General features: G+C 64.3%; 28 protein-coding genes, 2 tRNA genes and 1 pseudogene. 12 read left to right on the plus strand and 19 right to left on the minus strand.

What is annotated here, in order from left to right; translation table 11 throughout:
* Positions 1–13: 13 nt before the first annotated feature.
* From C442_RS17665 to C442_RS17715, 10 genes are all read right to left on the minus strand, one after another.
* On the minus strand, positions 14–229 hold the full coding sequence (locus C442_RS17665) for a hypothetical protein (protein WP_008312852.1): 216 nt from the start codon (positions 227–229) through the stop codon (positions 14–16).
* A complete protein-coding gene (locus C442_RS17670; protein ID WP_008312854.1) occupies positions 226–516 on the minus strand; it encodes a hypothetical protein in 291 nt (96 codons plus the stop codon). The genes C442_RS17665 and C442_RS17670 overlap by 4 nt, the downstream gene beginning before the upstream one ends.
* A complete protein-coding gene (locus C442_RS17675; protein WP_008312856.1) occupies positions 509–739 on the minus strand; it encodes a hypothetical protein in 231 nt (76 codons plus the stop codon). The genes C442_RS17670 and C442_RS17675 overlap by 8 nt, the downstream gene beginning before the upstream one ends.
* A gap of 161 nt (positions 740–900) precedes the next feature.
* The gene (locus tag C442_RS17680; protein ID WP_008312858.1) at positions 901–1,110 is read right to left on the minus strand and encodes a hypothetical protein; all 210 of its coding nucleotides are present in this window, start codon (positions 1,108–1,110) and stop codon (positions 901–903) included.
* A complete protein-coding gene (locus C442_RS17685; RefSeq protein ID WP_152418483.1) occupies positions 1,107–1,625 on the minus strand; it encodes a hypothetical protein in 519 nt (172 codons plus the stop codon). Before C442_RS17685 ends, C442_RS17680 begins: the two co-directional genes overlap by 4 nt.
* Positions 1,626–1,855: 230 nt before the next feature.
* The gene (locus C442_RS17695) at positions 1,856–2,146 is read right to left on the minus strand and encodes a hypothetical protein (protein ID WP_008312863.1); all 291 of its coding nucleotides are present in this window, start codon (positions 2,144–2,146) and stop codon (positions 1,856–1,858) included.
* The gene (locus C442_RS17700) at positions 2,143–2,481 is read right to left on the minus strand and encodes a hypothetical protein (RefSeq protein WP_008312866.1); all 339 of its coding nucleotides are present in this window, start codon (positions 2,479–2,481) and stop codon (positions 2,143–2,145) included. Before C442_RS17700 ends, C442_RS17695 begins: the two co-directional genes overlap by 4 nt.
* Before the next feature lie 201 nt (positions 2,482–2,682).
* Positions 2,683–3,774 (minus strand): hypothetical protein, encoded by a 1,092-nt coding sequence (locus C442_RS17705; RefSeq protein ID WP_008312867.1) that lies wholly within the window; start codon positions 3,772–3,774, stop codon positions 2,683–2,685.
* The gene (locus C442_RS17710) at positions 3,767–3,994 is read right to left on the minus strand and encodes a hypothetical protein (protein WP_008312868.1); all 228 of its coding nucleotides are present in this window, start codon (positions 3,992–3,994) and stop codon (positions 3,767–3,769) included. The genes C442_RS17705 and C442_RS17710 overlap by 8 nt, the downstream gene beginning before the upstream one ends.
* A gap of 135 nt (positions 3,995–4,129) precedes the next feature.
* Positions 4,130–4,274: transfer RNA gene (locus C442_RS17715), tRNA-Met, on the minus strand.
* Positions 4,275–4,419: 145 nt separating this feature from the next.
* Between C442_RS17715 and C442_RS17720 the strand changes: the two genes are divergently transcribed.
* A complete protein-coding gene (locus C442_RS17720; protein WP_008312870.1) occupies positions 4,420–5,430 on the plus strand; it encodes a DUF7115 domain-containing protein in 1,011 nt (336 codons plus the stop codon).
* A gap of 203 nt (positions 5,431–5,633) precedes the next feature.
* On the opposite strand, the gene C442_RS17725 is transcribed toward C442_RS17720, so the two are convergent.
* A complete protein-coding gene (locus tag C442_RS17725; protein ID WP_008312872.1) occupies positions 5,634–6,023 on the minus strand; it encodes a DUF5830 family protein in 390 nt (129 codons plus the stop codon).
* Between the two features lie 51 nt (positions 6,024–6,074).
* On the opposite strand from C442_RS17725, the gene C442_RS17730 reads away from it, so the two are divergent.
* Complete coding sequence (locus C442_RS17730) at positions 6,075–6,734, plus strand: TVP38/TMEM64 family protein (protein WP_008312874.1); 660 nt, start codon at positions 6,075–6,077, stop codon at positions 6,732–6,734.
* Here C442_RS17730 and C442_RS17735 read toward each other — a convergent pair.
* Positions 6,712–9,291, minus strand: a complete 2,580-nt coding sequence (locus C442_RS17735) for a PAS domain S-box protein (RefSeq protein ID WP_008312876.1) — start codon at positions 9,289–9,291, stop codon at positions 6,712–6,714. The genes C442_RS17730 and C442_RS17735 overlap by 23 nt on opposite strands.
* Positions 9,292–9,337: 46 nt before the next feature.
* Positions 9,338–9,460 carry an HVO_2523 family zinc finger protein gene (locus tag C442_RS22990; RefSeq protein ID WP_004591539.1) on the minus strand — a complete coding sequence of 41 codons (123 nt, stop codon included), beginning with the start codon at positions 9,458–9,460 and terminating at the stop codon, positions 9,338–9,340.
* A gap of 105 nt (positions 9,461–9,565) precedes the next feature.
* Between C442_RS22990 and C442_RS17740 the strand changes: the two genes are divergently transcribed.
* Both C442_RS17740 and C442_RS17745 read left to right on the plus strand, forming a co-directional pair.
* Positions 9,566–11,086, plus strand: coding sequence for a sulfite oxidase (locus C442_RS17740; RefSeq protein ID WP_008312877.1), 1,521 nt, complete (start codon positions 9,566–9,568; stop codon positions 11,084–11,086).
* Positions 11,087–11,129: 43 nt separating this feature from the next.
* Positions 11,130–11,420, plus strand: coding sequence for a DUF7526 family protein (locus C442_RS17745; protein ID WP_008312878.1), 291 nt, complete (start codon positions 11,130–11,132; stop codon positions 11,418–11,420).
* An 82-nt stretch (positions 11,421–11,502) separates the two neighbouring features.
* Here C442_RS17745 and C442_RS17750 read toward each other — a convergent pair whose 3' ends face one another.
* Positions 11,503–14,604 carry an adenosylcobalamin-dependent ribonucleoside-diphosphate reductase gene (locus C442_RS17750; RefSeq protein WP_008312879.1) on the minus strand — a complete coding sequence of 1,034 codons (3,102 nt, stop codon included), beginning with the start codon at positions 14,602–14,604 and terminating at the stop codon, positions 11,503–11,505.
* Between the two features lie 574 nt (positions 14,605–15,178).
* On the opposite strand from C442_RS17750, the gene C442_RS17755 reads away from it, so the two are divergent.
* The 3 genes from C442_RS17755 to C442_RS17765 all read left to right on the plus strand — a co-directional run bounded on the left by C442_RS17755 (position 15,179) and on the right by C442_RS17765 (position 18,366).
* Positions 15,179–15,748: a J domain-containing protein gene (locus C442_RS17755; RefSeq protein WP_008312880.1), complete on the plus strand. Its 570-nt coding sequence runs from the start codon at positions 15,179–15,181 to the stop codon at positions 15,746–15,748.
* Positions 15,749–15,785: 37 nt separating this feature from the next.
* On the plus strand, positions 15,786–16,469 hold the full coding sequence (locus tag C442_RS17760) for a phosphoglycolate phosphatase (RefSeq protein ID WP_049943081.1): 684 nt from the start codon (positions 15,786–15,788) through the stop codon (positions 16,467–16,469).
* Positions 16,470–16,734: 265 nt separating this feature from the next.
* Complete coding sequence (locus C442_RS17765; protein ID WP_008312882.1) at positions 16,735–18,366, plus strand: GTPBP1 family GTP-binding protein; 1,632 nt, start codon at positions 16,735–16,737, stop codon at positions 18,364–18,366.
* A gap of 12 nt (positions 18,367–18,378) precedes the next feature.
* Here the strand turns inward: C442_RS17765 and C442_RS17770 are convergent, their stop codons facing one another.
* The 5 genes from C442_RS17770 to C442_RS17790 form a co-directional block, all read right to left on the minus strand.
* Positions 18,379–18,876, minus strand: a complete 498-nt coding sequence (locus C442_RS17770; RefSeq protein WP_008312883.1) for a hypothetical protein — start codon at positions 18,874–18,876, stop codon at positions 18,379–18,381.
* A gap of 6 nt (positions 18,877–18,882) precedes the next feature.
* Entirely contained in the window at positions 18,883–19,815 is a 933-nt protein-coding gene (mch, locus tag C442_RS17775; RefSeq protein WP_008312884.1) for a methenyltetrahydromethanopterin cyclohydrolase, read from the minus strand.
* Between the two features lie 24 nt (positions 19,816–19,839).
* Positions 19,840–20,172 (minus strand): MTH1187 family thiamine-binding protein, encoded by a 333-nt coding sequence (locus C442_RS17780; protein ID WP_008312885.1) that lies wholly within the window; start codon positions 20,170–20,172, stop codon positions 19,840–19,842.
* A gap of 118 nt (positions 20,173–20,290) precedes the next feature.
* Positions 20,291–20,941, minus strand: a complete 651-nt coding sequence (locus C442_RS17785) for an HVO_2922 family protein (protein WP_008312886.1) — start codon at positions 20,939–20,941, stop codon at positions 20,291–20,293.
* A 307-nt stretch (positions 20,942–21,248) separates the two neighbouring features.
* A tRNA-Gly gene (locus C442_RS17790) sits at positions 21,249–21,320 on the minus strand.
* A gap of 349 nt (positions 21,321–21,669) precedes the next feature.
* Between C442_RS17790 and C442_RS17795 the strand changes: the two genes are divergently transcribed.
* From C442_RS17795 to rpl2p, 5 genes and pseudogenes are all read left to right on the plus strand, one after another.
* Positions 21,670–22,515, plus strand: a complete 846-nt coding sequence (locus C442_RS17795) for a putative RNA uridine N3 methyltransferase (protein WP_004957426.1) — start codon at positions 21,670–21,672, stop codon at positions 22,513–22,515.
* 4 nt (positions 22,516–22,519) lie between these two features.
* Positions 22,520–23,536 (plus strand): 50S ribosomal protein L3, encoded by a 1,017-nt coding sequence (rpl3p, locus tag C442_RS17800; RefSeq protein WP_008312890.1) that lies wholly within the window; start codon positions 22,520–22,522, stop codon positions 23,534–23,536.
* Between the two features lie 3 nt (positions 23,537–23,539).
* Entirely contained in the window at positions 23,540–24,280 is a 741-nt protein-coding gene (gene rpl4p, locus C442_RS17805) for a 50S ribosomal protein L4 (RefSeq protein WP_008312892.1), read from the plus strand.
* Positions 24,277–24,534, plus strand: coding sequence for a 50S ribosomal protein L23 (locus C442_RS17810; protein ID WP_004591553.1), 258 nt, complete (start codon positions 24,277–24,279; stop codon positions 24,532–24,534). Before rpl4p ends, C442_RS17810 begins: the two co-directional genes overlap by 4 nt.
* Positions 24,535–24,536: 2 nt before the next feature.
* A pseudogene (gene rpl2p / locus C442_RS21100) lies at positions 24,537–24,689 on the plus strand (50S ribosomal protein L2); the annotation flags it as partial.
* Positions 24,690–24,722 lie beyond the last annotated feature (33 nt).

Genomic DNA, 24,722 nt, shown 5'->3' on the forward strand with positions numbered 1-24,722 from the left:
GGGTTGTTTGTTTCTAGTCCGCCAGACCCAGTGCTGTGAGGACGCGCTGGGCCCTGTTTGAGGGTGTGTAGCCGGTGATAAACGCACGTCGGCGGGCATCGTCCCACGGAACATCATCGCCGTCCGACGGCGTCGGAAGCGACAGGTCGACGACAGTGTCGCCCTCGGCCTTGTGCTCGCTGAGGCGCTCGTAGACGGCGTCAGAAACGGGAATGTTGGTACGACTCACTGTTTGCGGGAGTTGAGACGCCGGCGGAAGAACCGGCCGACTCTGCGAAGGACTGGTTTGAGGTCGTCCGCGACAGCGTCGTCGTCATCCGCGTCGGCGACCTCGCGAGCAGCTTCGATGAGCTGTGCGTCGGCGTAGCGATACACGAGAATGAGCGAGCACATTACGATGATGGTGGTCCCACCGACAACGCGGTTCCCGAGCGTGATCTGCTTGTATGCAAACGGTGCGAGTGCGATCAGGAGCCCGACGATAGCATCCCGGGCCTTGCGCTTGTGCTTAGTCATTGTCAAGACGGAGATCGTCCGGCGACGAGCCATTCAGTCGGTCCGCAACCTCGTCCTCGTCGATGTCGTCGTTCTCTTGGGCGAGGGCGATCACGGCGATGATGACCTCATCGACCTTGTCGGCGACGCGCTCAAGCCGGCCGTGATGTATCTCGTAAAAGAGATACAGGATCACCAGAACGGCTGCTGATGCATTTTCGACGAGAAATGAAAGTGAGACCATCACGCGCCTCCTATGCAACTGGAACTCATCGTAGGCCCGGACGGGGAGTCGAACCCCGCGCTTGTGGAAGCGCACCAGAACCGGGCAGGGCGGCCGACGTATGCCGGACAAGCTTGAGTTGGAGAAGTGCCGGCCGGTTGACGAACGATGCATCCCCTCGTCTACTGCCGCGTGGCAGTCGCTGCGTCATCGGGGATGCCGGCGTCGTCCTCCGGGACACGGATGACGGTGCCATCGAGTTCGACGCGGAACACGCGCTGGATCTCGTGGACGTCGGCCTCGACCAGCTCGTCGACGACGGACCCAGCACGGATGTCGCCCTGGAGCGTCTCGACTGCGACGCGGTCCGGCGTCGATTGGCGGACGCTCATCGTTGGACTCCCAGCGCTGCGGCCGTCGCGAAAATCTGCTTGTCGTCGGCCGTGTAGTCGTCGAGCCCTTTGAGATGCTCGACGGCGGTGTAGATGCGACGCGTGTCGACGTGGTAGCCGGCCTCCTGAAGGCGGGCGGCGAGGGCTGGCACGCGGTCGATGGCCTCGCTCGTCGACAGCGTCTCTGACTGGGATAGGCCTCGGACCGAGCCACACTCGGCACAGGTGGTTTTGGACTCGGGCATGGGCGCACAGTTAGCGACCGACGCCGGCGGCTCGATGAGGTCCTCACCGAGTACGGCCGACTCGGTCCGCCAGGACATGGAGTCCTCGTTGCCCCAGTGGTCGCGCTCGGCGATGTCTGACCGCTTGAGTCGGGCGAAACACTCACTGCAGACGGCATGGTCGTGCCAGATCATCGTCTCGAACCACCGCAACGCGTGGGCCCCAGACCGGGTCGGGTTGCGTGGAAGTGGCGCTGCCGTCGCTGTTGCTGTGTCAATTGATTGAGGCATGGATTAGAAGAGTCGCAGGACTAGTGGCTCGTCGCCGAGGGTCACCGCGGTAACTCGCCCCGACGCCGGTGTGAAATACGCTATCTTTGATACGATTCTCCAGCGATATAAACGCAACTCTGTTGTCGTGAAACGGCCAGTGATGTCCTCCCGTGGGGCTGTACGCGACATCGCATCGAGGGCATCCACGACCGCGTCGTTCTGCCGACCCCACGGTTCGAGGTCACCGGTCATACAGACAGAGTGTACGGAGGGGTTGCCTCAGGATGCCCTGCTGGCAGGTATCCTCGCCGTGCAGGGTAGCCTGGTTGATCGACATCGACGCCCCAGACCTTGACAAGGTGTCCGTCAGCGGTGAGTGTCAGCAGCCGGTCCCGCAGCGAGCCCGGTTGGAGCTCGCAGTGCATCGCGACGTGTTTGGGACGGACTCCGCCGCCGAAGGCGAGACAGTCGTCATTGTCGAGTGCCATCTGGACGGCCTTGAGGATCGTCTCGTCGGACACACTCCAGACGTGCGTCATGTATCTCCCCGGAACTCGCGAATGGTTTCGTGGTCCGCTACCTCTGGATACTCAGCTACAAGTCGGTTGACGCTATCTTCGGTGAGCAGTGCGAATCGCAGCTGACCGTCTTCGTCCTCATATGCGATCGCGTCGTCGTTGTCGAGGGTCGCCTGCAGTGACGCTTTGACGCCGGCCCGATCGTACGATCCGTGCGCCACGAGCGAGAGGTAGATCTTCCCGGGAGTGACGCCCGGCCGCTGCATCGGACTGGTCTGCTGGTAGATCGTCGTGAGGACACGGTTGTATCGACGTTCAGGGTCAACCTCGTTGGAATCGTCGGAATGGATGTGCATCGGATGGTGGTCTGATTTGCGTCACAATCTGACGACGAACGATATCGCCCGTCGCACTGTGACCAAACTCGCTCTAGAGAGATGAGCGAGATTTGAGCGAGTTTACTCACGAGTAGCGATACAATGCTTACAGCGACTAGCGCAACTAAACTTACAGCGACTGCAACGGCGGTGGAATCCAGTTGGTGGTCGGGGACATCTTCAGGTGGCCTCCTCGGTATCTTTCGTCGTCAGATTGTGACGAATCTCTGCACCCGTCGCATCGGACAGATTCATCACGACCTTCGAAGCGTTCCCGCGCCCTTCTCCGACGGAGAACGTGATCGAGTCGACCGGCTGCAGGTCACTGCTCCCGTTGATAGAGGTGTAGGACCGTTCGTCGTCCTCTGCTTCGTAGCCATCCGCGGCCCGCTTCATCGCGCCGAGGACGGTGTCACGGTGCAGGCCGCCGCCGAGTCGGGAGTCGACGTCGTCCCGGTCCATCTCGGCCATCCCTTCGGAGTGCTGCTTCGCCTTGTTGTACAGTGTCTGCCGGATCCGCTGGGCCCGGCTGTCGGGATCGTCGGGACTACCCCCACCGTCAACTCTCACCATCTGGATCTGGTCGCCCTGCTCTTGCAGTCGCTCCTCGACGTCGGAGAGTCGCTGGTGGTGGTTCAGAACCTCTTCCGGATCGATGCCGGCGTCTTGCACGGTCTCGGCGCCGACCAACAGCTCGTTCTGGAGTGCCATCTGTTTGCGGACAGCCTTCACCAGTGCGTTCGAGTCACGCACCATCGACTCCAGTTCGTCGACGGTCTCGCGGAGGTCTCGGACCTCGGCTTCGAGCTCGCCACGGGACATCTGTGACACCGACTCGGTGTCTTCGTCCTGGTCGTCGCCAGCATCGGTGCCCTGAGACTCCGTGGCGGCAGCCTCGACGTTGTCGTTGTTCTCGTCGTAGACCTCTGGCTGCGATGGCTTCTCGTCGGTCTGTGTCTCCTGCGTGGTCTCGGGTTGAGGCTCCGGCGGGGCCTCCTGGACGGCTTTCTCACTGCGCTCACCCTCGTCGTCCGGGGTAGTCTCCTCGTAGGCCTCTTTGAAGTGGGCCATACTCAGTCGCGTGGCGTCATCATCGAGCGCGGCCATGACGGCGTCGCTACACAGGTCATCGAGGGTCTCGTCATCGAGCCTGCCGAACTCGCCAGCAAGGGTCTGGGCTGACACGTCGGGTGCCAGCGTCAGGCTGGACCGAGAGAGCTTGCTCGACCAGATGTCGAACGCCTTGTCGTCAATGTCGGCGGCCTCAGGCATCGACGATCACCTCCGCCACGTCGAAGTGGCCACGGCAAGCCGGACACTCGACACGGTTGTCATCGCGATACCTGTTGGACAGCTGCGTCCCGTCGACGGGACACTGCATCGTCGTCAGTCGGACGTCAACGGTTTCACCGGTGTCGTCCAGTTCCGGCCGCTCAGCGATGCACTGGTCGGTGCCATCAAGCGGGTCACCGGAGGTCGAGCGCCCGCTCATGACAGACACCCCACCGTTTCCGCTGGAGTATCTGGAGAACTATCTATTGCGTTATATAATTCATCGCCGTGTTGACCGGTCAGTGAGGCGTCTCTATGCCGGTTCTGCCGATGGGTATGTAAAGTTTCAGAGTAGTGCCCGGGGAGGGCTCCGAACCCTCGATCTCCGCATGGCCCAGGTCTGGGGCGTGACGAGCGCCCCGGGGTCATGACGGGTGCACTGCCGCATGAGTCGAAAGACCCTATGAGTGCGGCGCTATGTCCAGCTAAGCCACCCGGGCGCGGGTGCATTCAGCCGTTGGCCGTTAGCCGTCTTGAAGGTTCTCATCTCTGCCGGGACTGTGGCACAGTCCCACGCTGTGTCCACCTGATCGGTGCTGATAATCGACCCGCGGATTTAAGCCACCACGCAGGTATGCAGGCAGTATGGAGATACCAGACCTCGTCCAGCAGGAACTCGGGGACGAGGAGATCCGGGGCGGTGTCAACCTCGGCGACGAAGACGCGGCCTGTTTCACACCGACCCGGACGCTCGTCTACCGCGGTGAAGGCCTTCTCAGCGACGAGAAGGTCGCCAGCTATCCGCACGATTTCGAACGGCTCACCGTTTCGGAAGGCCGACGCAAGACCAAGTTCTCGCTCATCTACACTAGTGAGAAACTCGAACTGTCCGTGCCCGGCAGCCGCGGCGACGCCGTCCTCGAACGGCTGCTCGAAGGGAAGCTCACCGTCTCCGGCGGTATCGCACCCGACGAGAGTCTCGCTGGCGTGTTCCGGTTCAGCGAACTAACGCTGGTCGTTACCGACCGCCAGCTACTCAAGCACATCGGCAACGTCACCTGGGACGCCGACTACGAGGCGTTCTCCTTCGACGACGTGACCGGTCTGGAGTTCGAGGAGGGTAGCGTCGCCACGGCTGTCGTGCTCTCGTTCAACGAGCGGCCAGAGCGCATCAAGGCCCCGTCCGAGCAGGCACCGATGGTCCGGAAAACACTCGAAGAGTCCCTCTTTGCGTACCACGAGGTCGGTTCGCTCGCTGAGCTCAACGCCAAGGTCGGAGCGGACCCCGAAGAGAGCGCCACAGATGCGGGCAACGGGCTCGGCCTCGAATCCGGTATCGACCCGCTTGTGAGCAATGATGAGGAGAGCGGTGACGGTTCTGAGGCTGAAACCGCGAGCGCCAGCACGCAGGCCGCGACCGCATCGACCACTGAGCAGGGAACTGCCGCCGAAGCCACGACGGAAACCCAACCCAGTGACGTAACCAGCGTAGACACCGACTCGGTCGAGCCGGACACCTCGGCAGACCCCGATGTCGCTGACCTCGAAGCACAGGTCGCCGAACTGACCGCCGCTGTCGAGGCCCAGAACGAACAGCTCCAGAAGCAGGAGCGCACCATCAAACAGCTCATCAAGGAACTCCGCCAGGGCCGCTGAGGCATCTGTTTTTGACTGCACTCGTGTGTTTGGGGACGTTTATCTAACGTGGTGACCGCGGCCACGACCTCGCTGCCACCAGGGTCGCTCCGCTATTGCGCTGCTCACGGCTCCTCCCGTCGCCGTTCGCATCAACGAGGGCCGCTCACTCCGTTCGCGCCGCTCGTAATTCCGAGGGCCGCTCGCTTCGCTCGCGCCCCTCGCTACTCCCGCCCTAACACTTTCCGAATACACGTCGACCCGAACGGTCCCAGTTCGCCGCCGTCGAACTGGACGAAGTGGCCAGTACTGATAGCTGCGCCACAGCGCTGACACGAAAACTCCCCCTCGCGAACGACGACGTCGCTGTCGAAGTTCACGTACGACCCCTGTGACCGCGGGCGAACGACACCGTTCTCGCGCTCGATGAGGCCACGCATGACTGCAGTATCGAGTATCTCGCGCTGGACCTGTGGGTTGGTCGTCACTGTCTCGATACGGTCGAGCGCGTCGGCGACGGACAGCTCCCCGTGTTCCAGATGGGCGAGCAGTTCGACGCCGAGTTCGACCGGATCACGCCTCTCGGACACAATCGCCGATTCAACCCCGAACAACCTAAAAGATACCACAAAGCGTTTGTCGATTGCTACCGCTCAATTGGGTAGATGGACCGCCTCGCGAAGCGACAACTGGTCGGGACTGCCGGGCTGGTGGTAGTCGTCGCCGTCGCGACAACGCTGCTCACCCCCGAGCGGGTAGTGGCCCAGACGACGCATCTCGCCGACCACCCTGTCTACCTCGCCGGCGTCATCGTCGGGCTGTACCTAGTTCGCCCGTTCTTCGCGTGGCCGACGATGCCGCTGTCCGCGTTCGTCGGGTTCGTCCTCGGTGTCAAATACGGCTTCCCGGTCGCACTGATGGGCGCACTCGTCACCTGCCTCATCCCCTACCGGTTCGCGCTCCGGGCCGGCGAACAGGGCGGGATGTTCGGCTGGCTGGGCGACTCAGGCCGCCGGATTATCGAGGTGACCGGCGAGACGCGGGGGGTGCTCGCGGCACGGCTCTCACCGGTGCCTGCGGACCCCGTCTCTTATGGAGCCGGGTTCGCCCGCGTCTCGCCGCGCTCCTTTGCGGTCGGGACGTTCCTCGGCGAAATTCCGTGGGTCGCGGTCGAGGTCACCGCGGGCGCGTCGCTGCGGTCGCTGACGCTCACGGGGCTCAGTGTCGACGCGCTCCCGCACGTCCTGTTGTTCTCCGCGGCGCTGGCCGTGCTGGTGCTCGCGGGGCCGGCCTACCGCCACGTCAACGCTCCGAACTCGTCGTGAACTCGAACCGCGCGCCGCCGTCCTCGCTTTCGGTCACCGACACAGACCAGCCGTGGGCCTGTGCGACCTCAACGACGATTGCCAGCCCGAACCCGGTCCCGGTGTCGCTCGTGGTGTAGCCGCGCTCGAACACGTCATCTCGCTCTTCTGGTGGGATTCCCACGCCGTCGTCGGCGACGTAAAATCCGTCGTCCGTTGTTCCGACGGAGACAGTGACCGGGGCTGCGCCGTCTGCACAACGTCCGTGTTCCACACTGTCGTCGGACTCCGTCCGACTGCTCGTGGAGCCATGTTCCACACTGTTCCGGAACAGGTTCTCAAACACCGTGCGAAGCCGTGCCGCGTCGGCTTCGACCGCCGTCGTCCCGTGTTTTTCGAGCGTGGCTTCGCCGGTTTCGACATCGATCCAGGCCTGGCTCGCAAGGGCAGCGAGGTCGACCATCGTCGTCTCGCCGACCGTATCGCCCTGTCTGGCGAGCGTCAACAGATCGTTGATGAGTTCGTCCATCCGGTCGGCCGCGGACGCCGCCGCTTCGAGGTGCGAGACGTCGCCCGACGTCCGAGCGACCGATATCCGACCTTTGACCACGTTCAGCGGGTTTCGAAGGTCGTGGCTGACGACAGACGCGAACTCCGCGAGCTGTCGCTCTCGCTCTTTCCGGTCGCTGATATCGCGGATGACGCCCGCTGTACCGTTGAACTCCCCGTCCGCGGCCGGAAGCAACGCGATGTGGATTTCGATAGGGGTGTGCGCCCCGTTCTGGTCGACGATATCCGTTTCGAAGGTCACGTTCTGCCGGGTCGGGTCAGACAGCATGGTCCGGATGAGGTCATTGCCGCGGTTGATGTCCTCGCCGGCCATGATCGTGGAGATGTGCTCGCCGACGAGTTCGTCGGGCTCGAACCCCGTCAGTCGCTTTATCGCCTCGTTCGCGTAGGTGAACACGCCCTCGTCGTCGAGGGTGTACACCGGGTCGCCGACGGCCTCGATGATCGTCTCGTAGCGTTCGAGTTCCCGTTCGCGTTGCTTGCGCTCCGTCGTCTCGCGCATCACGCCGACCGAGCCGTCGAAGTTCCCGTCCTCGTCGAACAGCGGTGCGATCCTGTCCTCGTTGATCCGGACTGTCCCGTCAGCGGATATCGTCCGCATCTCGTAGGCCCCCCACGTCCGCTCGTCGTCGTCGAGCAGGTCACAGATGAGTGCTGTCGCTCTTTCGACATCCGTCTCGGGCATGAAACGGACTGGTTCCGAGCCGACGATTTCCGAGCGGTCGTACCCCAGATGGGCGGCCATCGCCTCGTTTACCATCTCTACTGTCCCGTCAGTATCGAGGACGTACATCGGGTCCCCGACGTTTTCGACCAGCGTCCGGTACTCTCTGAGCTCCCGTTCCCGGCGTTTCCGTTCCGTGATATCCCGGCCGATACCGGCAATCCCGAACAGGTCGCCGCGCTCGTCTTCGATGAGCGAGCCCTTGAATTCGTACTGGAGCGCCCTGCCGTCAGCCGTCTCGACACCTGCTTCAACGGTTCCGTATCCGGTCTCCAGCGTCTCCTCGAACACTCGCCATAATTTCTCGTGGTCGGAATCCACGATGAGTTCCCCAATGCCCATCGACGCTAACTTCTCGTTTGTGTAGCCGGTCACCGACGAGACGGTGTCGTTCCATCGGACCAGACTGCCATCGGGACCGACAACGTAGAACATATCGTCGACGGAGTCGATGAGCTTCTCGGTAAATGCCCGCTGATTCGCGAGTTCGCGCTCGCGCTCCTCGCGCGCGGTTACGTCAGTGATGAACCCTTCGAGGATTTCGACCCCGTCGTCGTCAGTGCCGACGACGCGCCCGCGCTCCCACATCCAGCGGGTCTCACCGTCGGCCGTCTCGATCTGGTAGGAGACTTTGAACGGTTCGCCGGCGGCGATACAGGTCTGGACAGTCTCCCAGAGACGCTCCGTCTCAGAATCCTTGATCAGCGTCCCCCAGGAGACGTCGCCGCTCTCGAGCGCCTCCGAACTGTAGCCGACTAACTCCGTCGCACCGTCGCTGACGAACTCCATCGGCCAATCGGGTTCGTTCCGTGCGCGGTACACCATCCCCGGCAGGTTCGAGATGAGCGTCGACAGCATCCGCTCGGACTCTTCGAGCGCGGCCTTGGCCCGCCGTTCCCCGACAGCCCGCTCGATACGGTTGGCAAGGACAGTGTACTGGTCCGTCCCGACTCCTTTCTGGAGGTATTCGGTGACGCCAGCGGAGATGGCATCACTCGCGATTTCCTCGTTTCCTTTGCCAGTAAAGAGAATAAAGGGTAGCTCCTCGTACTCCTCGCGGACGACCTTCAGGAATTCGAGCCCGTCCATACCCGGCATGTCGTGATCGCTGACGACACAGTCGAACGTGCGCTCGGACAATCGCTCTAACCCATCTGCCGCGCTTCGCACGGTACAGACGGAAATATCACCGTGAGTTTGCTCCAGATGGACCGCCACGAGATCGCCAAGGTCGGGGTCGTCGTCGACGTGCAGCACCGAAATCTCTCCCCCGTGGCCACTCATATCACCTCTTTCGTTGTTCCAAGATATTAAACCCGCGAGCGTATCGTCAGTAGAACGTGTCAGCGCAGTCATATACGACGCCGTGCTCCGGACAGACGTACTTGCAGTGTCGGTGGTACATTGCCCGTTCACAGAGCGGGCAGGGCCGACCCCCGGGCTGCTCGTCCATGATTTCGTAGAACAGCTCCGCTCGCTTGTGTCTTCCGGAGTTTCGGAACGGAATCCGGACGAAATTGGAACAATCCCTTTTGCGGGGTAGACCCTCGATTGAGTCATGACTGACGACCTCCTCGACTCGCCCGGCGGTCGGCTGCTGGTCAGCGTTGCCGCCGCCATCGCGGGCCTGGCCGGCTCTTACGCGGTGACCGGCTACGCACCCGCGTTCGTCGCCTCACCTATTGAGCGGACGCTCGCACGGTCGATGCCCGGTATCGTCGTCTCGACTGCCATCTCGACGCTCGGCAGCCTCGGCCAACAGCTCAATCTCCTGCTCGCTATCGGACTCGCGGGGCTGTTCATTGCGCTGGCAGCCAGGGCAGCAATCCTCACCGGCCAACTGGCGAACAACCGCGCCCTCCCGGTCGTCGGAACGGCTGTCGTGACCTGGGCCGTGAGCGTCGTCCTCACCGGCGAGGTCGTCCTCGCGGCCGGTCCGGCGGTTCCCGCCGCCGCCGTTGTCGGACTCGCACAGACACTCGACAGATTCGGTGGTCCGATGTCACCGATCTCCTCGAAACGGCGGCGGGCGCTCTCGACGGTCGGCGCGGCCGTCGGCGCGGCGACGGTCGGCTACGCGGCTGGCAACCAGCGGTCGGTCGTCGCGACGGGTGACGATGCGCCCGCACTCAACGCGCCGGGGGCCGATCTCGACGATCTCGACGAAAAGCTCGCCGTCGCAGCGGACTATTCCCTGGGCTTCGACGATATCGACCCGCTGGTCAGCGAGAACTTCTACGAGGTCGACATCAACTCTATCGACCCGGAACTCTCGGCCCCGGACTGGTCGCTTTCGATCACCGGCGCCGTCGAGGAGGAGGTCACGCTCACCTACGCGGACCTGCTGGAGATGGATGCCGAAAACCGGTTCGTTACGCTCCGTTGCGTGGGCGAGCGCCTCAACGGCTACAAGACGGACACCGCGCTGTGGACTGGCGTTCCCGTCGACAGCCTCCTCGAAGAAGCCGGCGTCCAGAGTGGCTGTGAATGCGTCATGCTCCGAGCCGAGGACGACTACTACGAGGAGTTCCCCATCGACGCGCTCCGGGGCGGGATGCTCGCCTACGGCATGAACGGAAAGGTCCTCCCGCGCGGCCACGGCTACCCCGTCCGAGCACTGGTCCCCGGCCACTGGGGCGAAGTCAACGTCAAGTGGCTCTCGGAGATCGAAGTGCTGGACGAGGAAGCCGACGGCTACTGGGAGAAACGCGGTTGGCAGGGGACCGGCCCCGTCAATCCGGTTGCCAAGCTCCACCACGAATCGATGCTTTCGGACGGTCGCCGGCGCATCGGCGGCCACGCCTACGCCGGCCTGCACGGCGTCCAGCGCGTCGAAGTCTCCACCGACGGCGGCGAGACGTGGGCGGACGCGACGCTCTCGGACCAACTGCCGGCCGCCAGCGGCGACGGCCCCGCAGAGGACGCGTGGCGACAGTGGGAGTACACCTACGACCCACCGTCCGGCGGCCACACCGTCGTCGTCCGGATGGTCGACCAGCGCGGCGAGGTGCAGCCTGAGGAGGAGACCGATTCCTATCCCAGCGGTCCCTCGGGATGGGTCTCCAAGCAGTATTCGTAGTGCAAAGCGAGCGGCACATACCGCTGTAGTCGCTATCGTGGGTATGGACGAGACGATTGCCGGCGAGGTCATCCACGTCGTGGAGCCGGCCGAGCACGAGGATTACGACTTCGAGCCCAAGATGGCGTCGCTCGCGGACTCGCGCTACGTCATCGTCTGTCGCAAGGGCGGGAAGCCATCGTGGCTCGAACGGATCGCGGCCTTTCTCCGCCGCCAGCCTATCGAGCCGGTGACGCTCGTCGCGGACTCGGCGGCCGAGGAGGGCGCAGAAATAATGGCGGTTGTCGAAGAGACTGGTATTTCTGGCGTGTACGACGTGACGGAATTTCGATAGCAGAACGCGACGGGACAGCGCGGACAGAAAAGAACGGCCGCAGGCGCGTCGAAATCAGAATCCGCGTCTCAGGCGGTAGCGTTCAGCACTCGGACCAGCCACAGGACTCGCAGGTCTTGCAACCCTCTGAGTAGTACAGCGACAGCGAGCCACAGTCAGGACACTCCGGGCTTTCGCCGGCGTCGATGATGTCCTGCTGGTCGCCACCTGCGTCAGATGCGGCGGCGGCCGCACCGCCGTCAGTCTGGGTCTGCGTGGCGGTCTCGCCGTCGGCCTTCTCGGCAGTCTCCTCCAGCGTAGTCTGGTCGGGGTAGGCCTTGTCGACGTCGCCGTCGAGGTAGCGGCGCAGGGCTGTGCCGATGGCGTCCGGGATGGACTGGATCTGCTCGCCCTTGTCCCAGGCGACCTTCGGCGACCGGATGCCCTGCAGTTCGTCGGCGATCTCTTCGGGGTCGACGCCCGAGCGCAGCGCCGTCGAGATGGTCTTGGCCAGCGCCTCGGTGAAGGAGGCAGTGAAGCCACCGGAGTTGCCGATGTTGGCGAACAGTTCGAACGGCCGGTCGGCCTCGGGGTCCTCGTTGATGTTGACGTAGAGCTTCCCGTAGCCGGTGTCGATGCGCTGGGTCACGCCGTGGAGTACGTCCGGCCGAGTCTGCTTCTCGGCGTACTCGGCGTCCCCGTCGGCGACACCAAGCACCTGTTCGATGGACTCGTCGATAGCCGCCTGGACGGCCTCGTCTTCGAGGAAGCCCTCGATACCGCCGAAGACCTCCTCGATCTGGGCGACGATCTCGTCGGCGTCCATGTCCGAGAACTCCGTGTTCTGGGCGCGCGTCGTCAGCACCTGCTTGCTGCGGGTGCCGTCGCGGTAGTAGGTGACGCCCTTGCCGCCGTGGTCGTAGATGTACTCGAACACTTCGGCAGCGTCTTCGGTCGTGGAGTCGTTCGGGGCGTTGACCGTCTTCGAGATGGCGGAGTCGACGCCTTCCTGACAGGCCACCTGAATGCCGGCGTGCTGCTTCGCCGAGAGGTCGCCAGTGGTGACGAACAGTTCGCCGATAGCGTCGGGCACGGTCGTCAGCCCGTCGACGCCGTCGAACTCGTTGTTCGCCATCTGCTCCTGAGCCTCCTGTTTGACGGCCTCGACGTCGATGTCGTTGTCCTCCAGCGCGCGGAGGAAGTAGTCGTCGAACTCCACGAGCATCTCGTCGCCCTGCACGTCGTCGGAGACGTTCTTGTAGTAGGCGACGTTGTAGATCGGCTCACACCCGCCGGTGGTGTTGCCGATCATCGAAGTCGTCCCGGTCGGGGCGATGGTCGTGGTGTTGTGGTTCCGAATCGGGTAGCCGTCAGCCCAGTCGCCGGCGTCCTCGCCGGTCTGCTTCTCGAACCACTCGGGGTAGTCCGTCGGGTTCGCGTACTTGGAGTTCTCCCACTCGGAGAAGACACCACGGTCCTCGGCGAGTTCGTGGCTCGCGGCCTTGGACCCGTGGTTGATGTGGCGCATCGTCTGGCGGGCGATCTCGTTGGCCTCTTCGGTCCCGTAGGCGACGCCGAGCTGGATGTACAGCTGGGCCAGGCCCATGATACCGAGGCCGATCTTGCGCATCTCCCGGACCTTCTGCTCGATCTTCTCGACCGGGAAGTCGGACATCGTGACGACGTTTTCGAGGAAGCGGGTACCGAGTTCGATGCGGCGGTCGAACTCCTCCCAGTCGATGGCGTCCTCGAGGAACGCGTCGATAGCTGCCTCCTTCGAGTCGTACTCGCCGGCGTGCTGGTCCGACCAGACGCGCCAGTCCGGCGCGTCTTCGGCGGCCAGCGTCGAGAGGTTGATGTGCCCGAGGTTGCAGGCCTCGTACTCCTCGAGGGGCTGTTCGCCACACGGGTTCGTGGCGAGAATCTCGTGGTCGGGGTGCTCCTCGACGTCGAAGGAGTGCTGCTTGTTCACCCGTTCGAGGTAGATGACGCCGGGCTCGCCGTTCTCGTGAGCGCCCTCGACGATGTCGTCCCAGAGTTCCTCGGCCGGAATCGAGAGCTCCTCGCCGACCTCGACGTGCTCGCCGAGGCCGAACATGTCGTACAGTTCCTTCGTCTCCTCGGTGGCGATGTGGGCCTCGCCCGTTCGCGGGTTGGTGAAGGTGAACTCCTCACCGGCCTTCAGCGCCTCCATGAAGTCGTCGGTGACGCCGACGGAGATGTTGAAGTTCGAGAGGTGGCCCTCGACGGCGTTGCGGAGGTGCTTTGGCACCTTTCCGTCGTCGTCGATGAGTTCGCGGGCCTCCTCCAGCGCCTCGGCGAAGGAGTTGTGCGTGAAGTCGTCCGGGTCGTTCAGGCGCAGCGTCTCGGCGAGCGAGACGTCCTTGTTCTTGGCGTGGATGAACTGGATGACGTCCGGATGGGAGACGCGCATGACGCCCATCTGTGCGCCGCGGCGGGCGCCACCCTGGGCGATAGTCTCGCACATCTGGTCGTACGTCCGCATGAACGTGATGGGGCCGGACGCGATGCCGCCGGTCGAGCCGACGGGGTCGCCGTACGGGCGGAGCTTCCAGAACGCGTAGCCCATGCCACCGCCGGACTGGAAGACCTGTGCGGCCTCCTTGGCGGTCTGGTGGATGTCGTCGATGTCGTCACCAGGGGAGTCGACGAAACAGGCCGAAAGCTGCTGGAGTTCGTCGCCAGCGTTCATCAGCGTCGGCGAGTTCGGCATGAAGGAGAGCTGCTCCATCTGCTCCTGGAATGCGTCGGCGGTCGATTCGACGTGGTCGCGGACGCCCTCAGGAAGTTCCGGCACGACCGTCTCGTAGGCGAACTTGTTGACGTTGTAGACAGAGAGCTCGGTCTCGACGTCGTCGTCGACGGACGTTCCCTTGCCGAACACCTCGTCGGCGAGTTCGTCGCGGCGCGGGTGGTCGGGCTTCAGCTGGTCCGGCGAGACGTGTACGTCGACGTCCTGCTTGTTGGCCTCGAACACGGCCTCGGCGAGCGCGATGTTCTTCGCGACACGGTCGAAGAGATCTTCGGGTTCCTCGATGAGGTCACCGTTGGCGTCCTTCCGGAGGTAGCGAGCCGGGAGGATGTTGTGGTAGGCGTTGCCTGTAAGTCGCTCTTCGATAGTGTCACCGTCGGTACGTTTGATCGGGAGCGTGATCTCGTCGGCGGAAAGGTCGCTGTTACTCATCGCCCGCTCCTCCTCCCGACAGCGGCCGTCTGTCGGTCGATACCCCTCGTCGTAGCTACCCGTGATCCTGTCATTTCTGGCGGCGAATACGTATTCATCGATAGCGTTTAATCCTTCTTGTCTGCGATTCGGCGGCGGCCGTAGCAATCTCGGGAGTCGTGGCTACGGTACTCGACGAACTGTGCTGGTGACGCGTGAAACGATAGCCGCGTACAACGGAATAGATGCCGTCGATTCTCCTTAATACTGTCCAGACCGAGGTGAAAGTGAAACCCCGGCCCTGTGAACCACCAGACGTAAGCGAGATATCCAATGGAAACTGGCGGGGGTTTGCGGGTGAGGATATACGCTCGCCAACAGTGCGTAGGGATGTAATAAGGCTGTGTCAGACGCCCCGCCGTAGTGCGGTTTCGATGAAACAGGCCTGTCAGTCCGTGCGGTGTCGATATGGTGTGGTGGTAGCTCAGTTCGTCCCTGTGCCATCCGGGAACGTGCCCGGTATTCAGTTCGAGGCCGGACCGAATGGAAGGCGAGAGGCGGGACGCTTACAGGTCTGTGGACCGAAGGAGTGTGCGTGCAGTACGACGGGCTCACCAAGGGAATCGCAGTGGTGTTTGGAGGCCTGACAGTCGTCCTGACAGCGGTGGGCCTCGTGATCAATCCCGCGGTGCTCTTCCTGGCGCTCATGTTCGGCGCGTCGACGTATTTCATGTACTACCACCTCAGCGGGAAGATGGCCGCGAGCCTCTACGAGCGGGTCGAACGACAGGCGGCACAGAACACGGGGAACGCCCGCCGCGGTGGGTTCGGGGCCGGCCCACGCGAAGAATGGGAACCGCCACGAGACGGCCGGCGAGCGCGCCGCTCGCGAGCGTCGCAGGGTGGCCAGCGTCGTCGCCAGGGGCGGCAGCGACAGCGTCGCCAGGCAGCGGGCGGCCGGCAGCGCCGACAGCGGGTTCAGTCGTCGGGACCGAGTCCGGCGGAGGCCTACCAGCGGCTCGGCATCGAGCCGGACGCCGATCGGGGGACGATCAAGCGGGCTTACAGGGAGAAAGTCAAGGAGGTCCACCCCGACACTGACAGCGGGAGCGAAAGGGAGTTCAAGCAGGTGCAAGCGGCCTACGAAACGCTGACTGACGACTGACCGCAATTCCCATATGCGGCGCTCCGAACCCGGACGTATGGACAACGACACGCCGCCGCTCATCGTCGACATCGACGGAACGTTGACTGACGAAAGCCGAGCGATTGACCCCCGCGTCATGCCGGTCCTTCGCGAGTGGCCTGCACGCGTCGTCATCGCGACCGGAAAAGCGATGCCGTTTCCAATTGCGCTCTGTGAGTTTCTCGGCATCGAACGGACGGTCGTCGCCGAGAACGGCGGCGTGGTGTTCGTCGAAGCTACCGACGAGCTCAGACTCGAAGGCGACCACGAGGCGGCGCTCGCGGTCGGCGAGGCCTATCGCGACCTGGGCCATGACCTGGGGTTCGGACAGGTCGACCTGGCAAACCGATGGCGCGAGACGGAACTCGTCGTGTCGCTCGACCAGCCGCTCGAACCGCTGGAGGACCTGGCCGCGACACGCGGGCTCGTCGTCCTCGACACCGGCTTCGCGTACCACGTTACAGACCCGGTCGTCGACAAGGGGACGGGCCTCGAAGCGGTGTGTGCTGAACTGGACCTCGCTCCGGAGACGTTCCTCGCCGTTGGCGACTCAGTGAACGACGCCCAGATGTTCGACCTGGCTGGAGAGGCCGTGGCCGTCGCCAATGCCGACGAGACAGCGCTCGAACGCGCCGACCGGGTTACCGACGGGACCTACGGCGACGGCTTTCTCGAAGCAGTCGCGCCGTACCGGGAGTGACAGTCGTGTGATTCACTTTTAGACCAGTCGCTAATCAGATAGGCAAACAGGAGACACCATCGGCGCAACCCAGCACACGGAGCGGCGTCACACAACCGCAAACTCCGTGTGGCGGCTCAGTCCACGACCCGGTCTGGCCGCGCCTTCGCGTATAAATATCCGCCGAGCGCTACTGTGAGAGGGATACTCAGCCACCGCGCTCAGGAGTTCTCTGGAGCCGTAAATCCGGGGAAGGCTTATATCTGCCCCACAGTAACGGGAGGATATGAGCCCCGACCGGGCCGTCCTCCGGCGCGCGCTTGACCGCGGCGAGCGGGAGGGCGGCAGCGTCGAGTTCAAAGAACGGCTCACCGAAGATCTCCACCTGTCAGAGGGGCGACTCGAATCCCTCGCAGCGCAACTCCGCCACCGCGTTCTCTCCGGGGACGGGGAGGCGACGTACGTCGTCGGCGTCACCGACGACGGCGGGCTCGCCGGCATCTCGCCGGCGGAGTTCTCAGAGTCGATGGACGTACTCAGCCTGCTGGCAGAGGAGGCCGGCGCGCACATCGAGGAAGTGAAAACGTGGGGCGTCGACGGCGTTTCGGAAGACGGGGCGACAGTCACCGACGGCATCGTGGGCGTCGCGACGGTTTCGGAGGGATCGGTCCTCGCAGACGACGACCACATCGTCGTGGGTACAGCCGGCCACGTCGACCACGGCAAATCCACGCTCGTGGGGTCGCTGGTCACCGGCGACGCTGACGACGGCGAAGGCGGGACACGCGGCTTTCTGGACGTTCAGCCACACGAGGTCGACCGAGGTCTCTCGGCGGACCTCTCCTACGGCGTCTACGGCTTCGACGAGGACGGCGAGCCGATCCGCATGGACAACCCACATCGGAAGGACGACCGCGCGCGGGTCGTCGAAGCATCCGACCGGCTCGTTTCCTTCGTCGACACTGTGGGCCACGAGCCATGGCTACGGACGACGATCCGCGGCCTCGTGGGCCAGAAACTCGATTACGGTCTCCTGACCGTCGCGGCCGACGACGGAGTGACAGAAACCACGCGCGAACACCTCGGCATCCTGCTGGCGACGGACCTTCCGACCATTGTCGCAATCACCAAGACCGACCTGGTCGATGCGGAACGGGTCGCGGAGGTCGAACGCTCCGTCGAGCAGGCACTGCGAGAGGTCGATAAGACGCCGCTCCGGGTGGCGCGACACGGCGTCGATACGGCCATCGACGAAATCTCCGAAACCGTCGTCCCCGTCGTCACCACCAGTGCCGTCACCAAGGCGGGGCTGGACGACCTCGACGAGATGTTCGAGGCGTTACCCAAGACGGCCGGCGAGGTGGGCGACTTCCGGATGTACGTCGACCGGACGTACAACGTTCAGGGGGTCGGCGCAGTCGCCTCTGGCACCATCAAGTCCGGCGAGGTCGAGGCCGGCGACGAACTCCTGCTCGGGCCGATGCAGGACGGGAGCTTCCGCGAGGTGGAGGTCCGGTCCATCGAGATGCACTACCACCGGGTCGACGAGGCCAAGGCCGGCCGCATCGTCGGCATCGCGCTGAAGGGAGTCCGCGAGGCGGACATCGAGCGCGGGATGGTCCTGCTGCCGAGCGACGCCGACCCATCGCCCGTCCAGGAGTTCGACGCCGAGGTGATGGTGTTGAACCATCCGACCCGTATCGGTGACGGTTACGAACCCGTGGTCCACCTCGAAACGGTCAGCGAGGCTGCGGCCTTCTATCCAGAGGGCGGGCAGTTGCTCCCTGGCGACGCGGGCAAGGCCCGAGTCCGGTTCAAGTTCCGTTCGTATCTCGTCGAGGAAGGCCAGAAGTTCGTCTTCCGCGAGGGGAGTTCCAAGGGCGTCGGGACCGTCACCGACACCGACCCGGCCGAGTAGCGGCCCGCTGTCTCACTGGTCTGTCCCGTCTTCAGTCGGCTGTCTGTAACCGTCGTCCGTTTTCTCGGCGAGTCCCAATATCACAGCCCACTCCAGCAGGTTCGCCGTGCGCTCCTGCCAGACGGCTTCCCAATCGGTGTGACGTTCACGTTCCCAGCGAGGAATCTCCTCTCGGAGTGCATCGAACGCAGCGGCAGCCTCTACCGGCTCCGAACCGAGCACGGCGAGGAGCACGTCGACGCCGAAGACCGATTCCTCGAAGGCCGTCGCGAGGGCCGCCCGGTCGGGGTCGGTCCTCGTCCTGTAGTAGCCCCGGTCGCTCTCGGCGACCAGTCCCAGCGCCTGTAGGAAAACCAGATATTTTTGGGCCGTTTCGCGGTCGGACACGTCAGTCGCCGTCTGAATCGCGCGACAGCAGTCGGCCTCGCTGTCGGGGACGAGCGGAATCGCGTCTCTGGCGCTCTCCAGAAACGAGTGCGAGCGGGCCGGCGGCGCGACCTTGTAACGCATACCCGATTACAGGCCGAAGCTCTCGGCCAAGACGCCCTCGCTCGTCTCACCGACGACGTGCGTGTCGCCGCCGACCACGTCGATGGTGACCGCGGCGGGGCCGAACAGTTCGACCGGGAGCTCCGCGAAGTCCCAGTCGACGTCCTCGAAGACGCCTTCCAGCGGCTCGCCGTATTCTTCGGCCGCGACGGAAGGAACCTCGTCGAAGCGGTCGAAGGACTCGTCGACGGTGAGGTGGACCTCGCTGCCGTAGGCGAGCGCGTCCGTGGTCCGGGCCATCGCGGTCGCTTCGTCGCCGGCGACCGGCGCGACCGGCGCGCGGCCGCTGGCCGACAGGACCGACACCGGGTCGAAGCCGAGTTCGGCCAGTCGGAAGACGGCCAGTTCGGCGGCCCGGGCCGCGGCGACGACGCTCCCGGTGACACTCGCAGTCGCGAACGACGGCAGGAACACGCCCGTCTCGGGGACGCCGGTGCGCTCGGCGACCTGGCTCGCAACGTCCTCGTCCGGCAGTTCGTCGGTTTCCAGGGCCAGCACGGCGAAGTCGGCGTCCTCGCGGTAGCCGATGCGCTGGAAGGCCTCCTCCTCAGCGACGAGCGCGCGTGCGGGACCGCTTCCCAGCGCTTCGAAGCCGTCGACGGCCAGTTCCCAGCCGCCCTTTTGCGAGCACAGCAGGGCCAGCGCCGGGTGGTCCGTCGACAGTTCGACGTGGTTCAGCGGCGCGCCGTCGACGGTGGCCATCGTGGACTGGACCGTCGCCAGCCCGGCCGTCTGGATTTCCGCGAGCAACATTCCGGCTTCGACAGCGCCGGGGACCTCGACGCCGAAGTCCAGCACCGCGGCGTCGCCCTCCAGCGCGTGTACGTCTATCGTGAGCTCGTCGGCGAAGTCGATGGCCTCGTCGACGAGTTCCGTGGCCATCCGATTGAGACTATCCATACGCCGTCTTTGGCACCCTTCCCTTTAATTGCCGCCTTCGGTCGCGCCGCTTCTGGCCGCCCGACCCAGATGCTCCTCGACGGCGTCGACCTTGTCTTGTGCCTGCTGGTCGACGGTCCGCTTGTCGTCGATCTTCAGGAACGTGCTCACGCGGTCGCTCTGCTCGCCGACGGCCTCGTGAGCCGCGTGGGTGGCCGCGAACAGTTCCTTGCTGTCCTCCGCTTCGATGATGGTCCCCATCGGTGTCGTCTCGTACTCGACGTCGAACGCCTCCAGCGCCGCGACGGCGTCGGCGACGTAGGAGGACATGCTGCCTTCGATGACCGGTGCGACCGAGAGAAACCCTATGCAGGTCATATCGGTCTTCACGCGCGCCCGCGACCTAACCGCTGTGGTGTACGCGACCCGCCGTGGTGCTCGCGTGACGCTACCCGCTGTCAGACTGGACTAAAGAAGCCGCCGCTGTTCGGAACGATTACTCGCCTTCCTCAACCGGAGCCCCGCGAGCGTTCGTCTTCACGCTCTGGAGGCCCTGCTTCGCCTTCTGCTTGGAGGCGTAGCCCTGCCCGCAGTCCGCGATTATTTCCCCGTTGTCGTGGCGGAGCCGCCAGCGCGCCTTGCCCTCGCTGTCTTTGAAGAGTTCGAACGTCGCTTTGCTGCCCCCCTCTTCGACAACACCGTCGTCGTCTTTGGACTCGTCGACGACGTACGCGCCGGGCGCGTTGGATTTGACGCTCTCGAGGCCCTGCTTGGCTTTCTGCTTGGAGGCGTAGCCCTCCCCGCTGTCGGCGATGATGTTTCCGTTGTCGTGGACGAGCCGCCAGCGGTACTGCTCGGCGTTGTCCTCGTACACCTCGAACGTGGCCTTGCTCGCAGCCACGTCAGTCGCTACCTCCCCCTCGTCTTCGTCCCACTGCATATCGATTTCAAGTGAGACAGTGCCGTCTTCCTGCTCGACCTCCACCTCGAACTCGGATTCGGCCGGCGGCGTGACCGTCACAGTCTGTTCCTCATCTGCCGGGGCCGGCTCACCGCGGCTGAGTCTGTTCGCCAGCCGTCGGAAGTACGACGCAATTCCTCTTCGACTCCGCGTCTCCTGTGACTCGTGGACCGTCTCGTCTGTCATACAACCGGACTGTCGATGGGGTAGCAAATAATGGTACTCCCCATCTGTCAGGCAATGCGATAGTCGCTCAGGGGAACCCTCGATACGTGGTGTGCAATCAGATGACTCAAAGGGACGCATCGCTCGTCGGTTTGCGTCGTCAGAAATGCGCTGGCTGGGGTTTGAACCGGAGCCAGACGGTCGCCCTCACTCGCTACGCTCGTTGTGGGCGCTGCGACTGGCAGGATTCAAATCCAGTTCGATTTTATGACTCACAGATTACGAGCACACGCTACGCGGTGCTCGGTGGAGTTGTTCGTCGTAGAAATGCGCTGGCTGGGATTTGAACCCAGGTTGTGACCATGGCAAGGTCACGTGATACCAACTACACTACCAGCGCGCACTTCGTTCTGCACTAACCCTTGCGGCCGTCGGCCGCTCGGTACCAGCGCGCAACGCCTCGTTGCAATCAAATCTGGCGGGGGTGAGAGTAAAAAGCCTTCCGTTTTCCGGGGAAAACCATGGGAAGTGAGGGCAATCGCCGCCCCGTCTGAGAGCCGTATCGTGTGATGGCGTCACGGGGCATGGCCTTTCGGAAGCGGCAATCCAGCGAACGGTCCCATCGGTCCCGAACCGGCATGACGGACCATGTGAACGCGACGCATCGCGAACGCGAAACGGGGCCTTTTTAAGCCCGGGAAGGGGAGATATCGGCACAGTCTAGTGGCGCGACGTGGAAGCGTCACGGCATGACGACCAGCGTACTCGTGCCGTCTTCCCTCGCACGGGAAGCCGAAGATAGACGCGAGGCAACTCGCAAGCTCGGTTACGTGGCCCGCGCGGCCGCGGTCTACCGGGTTGATCGGCTGACAGTGTACCCCGACCCTGACGGGGCGGGCAAGTGGGAAGACGGGTTCGTCGAAACCGTGCTGCGGTACGCCGCGACGCCCCCGCACCTCCGAAAGGAGATGTGGGGTAAGCGGGACGAACTGGAGTACGTCGGCGTCCTGCCGCCGCTCCGCGTGCGTTCACAGACCGGCTCCGGATCTGAGGGTTCGGGGTCGTTAAGACAGGGAATCGTGACCGAGGTCGGAGCTGATGGGCGCGTCCGGGTCAATTGCGGCATGCAACACCCGATCTCCCTTCCCGTCCCAGCGGATATGGATGTGGAACAGGGAGAGCGCGTGACCGTCAGGGTCTCTTCGCGACGGCCGGTCCGGGCGAAACTCGTCGACGCCCCCACAACGGGATTCGACGTTGTCGCCGCGGACCTCGATGCGGCACTCTCGCGCGACGATGCCGGGCTCACTATCGCGTCCTCGCGATACGGCGAGCCGGTAACGTCGACCCGTCTCGGCCAGTTGGCCGAGCGGCGCGACGCCGAGGGCGGCATGACCGTCGCCTTCGGGGCACCCGAGCGCGGGTTACCGTCGATACTCGACGTTGCCCCGGACGCCGTCGGGGGAGACCAGACGAGCGACGAACCAGAAGGGTTCGACCTCTGGCTGAATACGGTTCCGAACCAGGGCAGTGAGGTCGTGCGAACGGAGGAAGCTCTGTTCGCCTCCCTCACCTGTCTAACCCTCACGGAGTAAACGAATGCCACAACCAAGCAGACCACGCAAAGGCTCGCTGGGCTTCGGCCCGCGCAAGCGCTCGACGAGCGAGACACCTCGCTTCAACAGCTGGCCGTCTGACGACGGGCAGCCGGGCGTCCAAGGGTTCGCCGGCTACAAGGCAGGCATGACACACGTCGTGCTCGTCAACGACGAACCCAACTCCCCCCGCGAGGGGATGGAGGAGACTGTCCCGGTGACAGTCATCGAGACGCCGCCGATGCGCGCCGTCGCCCTGCGAGCGTACGAAGACACGCCGTACGGTCAGCGTCCGCTGACGGAAGTCTGGACCGACGAGTTCCACTCGGAACTCGACCGGACCCTGGACGTTCCGGAGGACCACGACCCGGACGCTGCTGAGGAACAGGTACGAGACGCACTCGAGGCCGGTGACCTCGGGGACGTGCGACTCATTACGCACACCGTCCCCGACGCCGTCCCGAGCGTCCCGAAGAAAAAGCCCGACGTGATGGAGACTCGCGTCGGCGGTGGGTCCGTTTCGGACCGCCTCGACCACGCCCTCGACCTCGTCGAGGACGGTGGCGAACACGCCATGAACGACATCTTCCGCGCCGGCGAGTACGCCGACGTGGCCGGTGTCACGAAAGGCAAGGGGACGCAGGGTCCCGTCAAGCGATGGGGCGTCCAGAAGCGGAAAGGCAAGCACGCCCGCCAGGGATGGCGCCGACGGATCGGCAACCTCGGTCCGTGGAACCCGTCCCGTGTGCGCTCGACGGTCCCCCAGCAGGGGCAGACCGGCTACCACCAGCGCACCGAGCTCAACAAGCGCCTCATCGACATCGGCGACGGCGACGAACCGACCGTCGACGGTGGCTTCGTCAACTACGGCGAGGTCGATGGGCCGTACACGCTCGTGAAGGGCTCCGTGCCCGGTCCGGACAAGCGCCTGGTGCGCTTCCGGCCCGCGGTGCGTCCGAACGACCAGCCGCGCCTCGACCCCGAGGTGCGCTACGTCTCCAACGAATCGAACCAGGGATAACCTATGCAGGCAACAATCTACGACCTGGACGGCAACACAGACGGCGAGGTCGACCTGCCGGACGTCTTCGAGACGCCGGTTCGGACCGACCTCATCGGCAAAGCTGTACGTGCCGCACAGGCCAACCGAAAGCAGGACTACGGGTCCGACGAGTACGCCGGCCTCCGAACGCCGGCCGAGTCCTTCGGTAGCGGCCGCGGCCAGGCACACGTCCCGAAGCAGGACGGCCGTGCCCGCCGCGTCCCGCAGGCGGTCAAGGGGCGACGCGCCCACCCGCCGAAAGCCGAGAAGGACCGCTCGCTCGACCTCAACGACAAGGAACGGCAGCTGGCCGTTCGCTCGGCGCTGGCCGCAACGGCCGACGCCGACCTCGTCGCCGACCGCGGCCACGAGTTCGACCGTGACGAAGTGCCCGTCGTCGTCTCCGACGACTTCGAGGACCTCGTCAAGACGCAGGAAGTCGTCTCGCTGCTGGAGGCGCTCGACGTCGACGCCGACATCGACCGCGCCGACGACACGAAGATCAAGGCTGGACAGGGCTCGGCCCGCGGACGGAAGTACCGTCGCCCCGCCTCGATTCTCTTCGTGACCAGCGACGAGCCGTCGACGGCCGCCCGCAACCTCGCGGGGGCCGACGTGGCGACCGCCAGCGAGGTCAACACGGAAGACCTCGCGCCCGGCGGCGAGCCCGGTCGACTCACCGTCTTCACGGAATCCGCACTCGCGGAGGTGGCCGAGCGATGAGCTGGGATGTCATCAAGCACCCGCACGTCACTGAGAAGGCCATGAACGACATGGACTTCCAGAACAAGCTCCAGTTCGCCGTCGACGACCGCGCCTCCAAGGGCGAGGTCGCCGACGCCGTCGAGGAGCAGTACGACGTGACAGTCGAACAGGTCAACACGCAGAACACGATGGACGGCGAGAAGAAGGCCGTCGTTCGCCTCTCCGAGGACGACGACGCCCAGGAAGTCGCCTCCAGAATTGGGGTGTTCTAACGATGGGACGACGAATCCAAGGACAACGGCGCGGCCGCGGGACCTCCACGTTCCGTGCCCCGTCGCACCGTTACAAGGCGAATCTGGAGCACCGCAAGGTCGAGGACGGCGACGTCGTCGCCGGCACGGTCGTCGACATCGAGCACGACCCTGCCCCTGTCTCTTATACACATCTCTGAGCGGGCTGG

Origin of the sequence: Haloarcula amylolytica JCM 13557, from assembly GCF_000336615.1 — an archaeon.
Classification (GTDB): Archaea; Halobacteriota; Halobacteria; order Halobacteriales; family Haloarculaceae; genus Haloarcula; species Haloarcula amylolytica.

Excerpts from the sequence above, each read along its gene's own strand:
- C442_RS17670 (WP_008312854.1), bottom strand. The coding sequence starts at position 516 with ATGACTAAGCACAAGCGCAAGGCCCGGGATGCTATCGTCGGGCTCCTG.
- C442_RS17675 (WP_008312856.1), bottom strand. The coding sequence starts at position 739 with ATGGTCTCACTTTCATTTCTCGTCGAAAATGCATCAGCAGCCGTTCTG.
- C442_RS17680 (WP_008312858.1), bottom strand. The coding sequence starts at position 1,110 with ATGAGCGTCCGCCAATCGACGCCGGACCGCGTCGCAGTCGAGACGCTC.
- C442_RS17685 (WP_152418483.1), bottom strand. The coding sequence starts at position 1,625 with ATGCCTCAATCAATTGACACAGCAACAGCGACGGCAGCGCCACTTCCA.
- C442_RS17695 (WP_008312863.1), bottom strand. The coding sequence starts at position 2,146 with ATGACGCACGTCTGGAGTGTGTCCGACGAGACGATCCTCAAGGCCGTC.
- C442_RS17700 (WP_008312866.1), bottom strand. The coding sequence starts at position 2,481 with ATGCACATCCATTCCGACGATTCCAACGAGGTTGACCCTGAACGTCGA.
- C442_RS17705 (WP_008312867.1), bottom strand. The coding sequence starts at position 3,774 with ATGCCTGAGGCCGCCGACATTGACGACAAGGCGTTCGACATCTGGTCG.
- C442_RS17710 (WP_008312868.1), bottom strand. The coding sequence starts at position 3,994 with ATGAGCGGGCGCTCGACCTCCGGTGACCCGCTTGATGGCACCGACCAG.
- C442_RS17720 (WP_008312870.1), top strand. The coding sequence starts at position 4,420 with ATGGAGATACCAGACCTCGTCCAGCAGGAACTCGGGGACGAGGAGATC.
- C442_RS17730 (WP_008312874.1), top strand. The coding sequence starts at position 6,075 with ATGGACCGCCTCGCGAAGCGACAACTGGTCGGGACTGCCGGGCTGGTG.
- C442_RS17735 (WP_008312876.1), bottom strand. The coding sequence starts at position 9,291 with ATGAGTGGCCACGGGGGAGAGATTTCGGTGCTGCACGTCGACGACGAC.
- C442_RS22990 (WP_004591539.1), bottom strand. The coding sequence starts at position 9,460 with ATGGACGAGCAGCCCGGGGGTCGGCCCTGCCCGCTCTGTGAACGGGCA.
- C442_RS17740 (WP_008312877.1), top strand. The coding sequence starts at position 9,566 with ATGACTGACGACCTCCTCGACTCGCCCGGCGGTCGGCTGCTGGTCAGC.
- C442_RS17745 (WP_008312878.1), top strand. The coding sequence starts at position 11,130 with ATGGACGAGACGATTGCCGGCGAGGTCATCCACGTCGTGGAGCCGGCC.
- C442_RS17750 (WP_008312879.1), bottom strand. The coding sequence starts at position 14,604 with ATGAGTAACAGCGACCTTTCCGCCGACGAGATCACGCTCCCGATCAAA.
- C442_RS17760 (WP_049943081.1), top strand. The coding sequence starts at position 15,786 with ATGGACAACGACACGCCGCCGCTCATCGTCGACATCGACGGAACGTTG.
- C442_RS17765 (WP_008312882.1), top strand. The coding sequence starts at position 16,735 with ATGAGCCCCGACCGGGCCGTCCTCCGGCGCGCGCTTGACCGCGGCGAG.
- C442_RS17770 (WP_008312883.1), bottom strand. The coding sequence starts at position 18,876 with ATGCGTTACAAGGTCGCGCCGCCGGCCCGCTCGCACTCGTTTCTGGAG.
- mch (WP_008312884.1), bottom strand. The coding sequence starts at position 19,815 with ATGGATAGTCTCAATCGGATGGCCACGGAACTCGTCGACGAGGCCATC.
- C442_RS17780 (WP_008312885.1), bottom strand. The coding sequence starts at position 20,172 with ATGACCTGCATAGGGTTTCTCTCGGTCGCACCGGTCATCGAAGGCAGC.
- C442_RS17785 (WP_008312886.1), bottom strand. The coding sequence starts at position 20,941 with ATGACAGACGAGACGGTCCACGAGTCACAGGAGACGCGGAGTCGAAGA.
- C442_RS17795 (WP_004957426.1), top strand. The coding sequence starts at position 21,670 with ATGACGACCAGCGTACTCGTGCCGTCTTCCCTCGCACGGGAAGCCGAA.
- rpl3p (WP_008312890.1), top strand. The coding sequence starts at position 22,520 with ATGCCACAACCAAGCAGACCACGCAAAGGCTCGCTGGGCTTCGGCCCG.
- rpl4p (WP_008312892.1), top strand. The coding sequence starts at position 23,540 with ATGCAGGCAACAATCTACGACCTGGACGGCAACACAGACGGCGAGGTC.
- C442_RS17810 (WP_004591553.1), top strand. The coding sequence starts at position 24,277 with ATGAGCTGGGATGTCATCAAGCACCCGCACGTCACTGAGAAGGCCATG.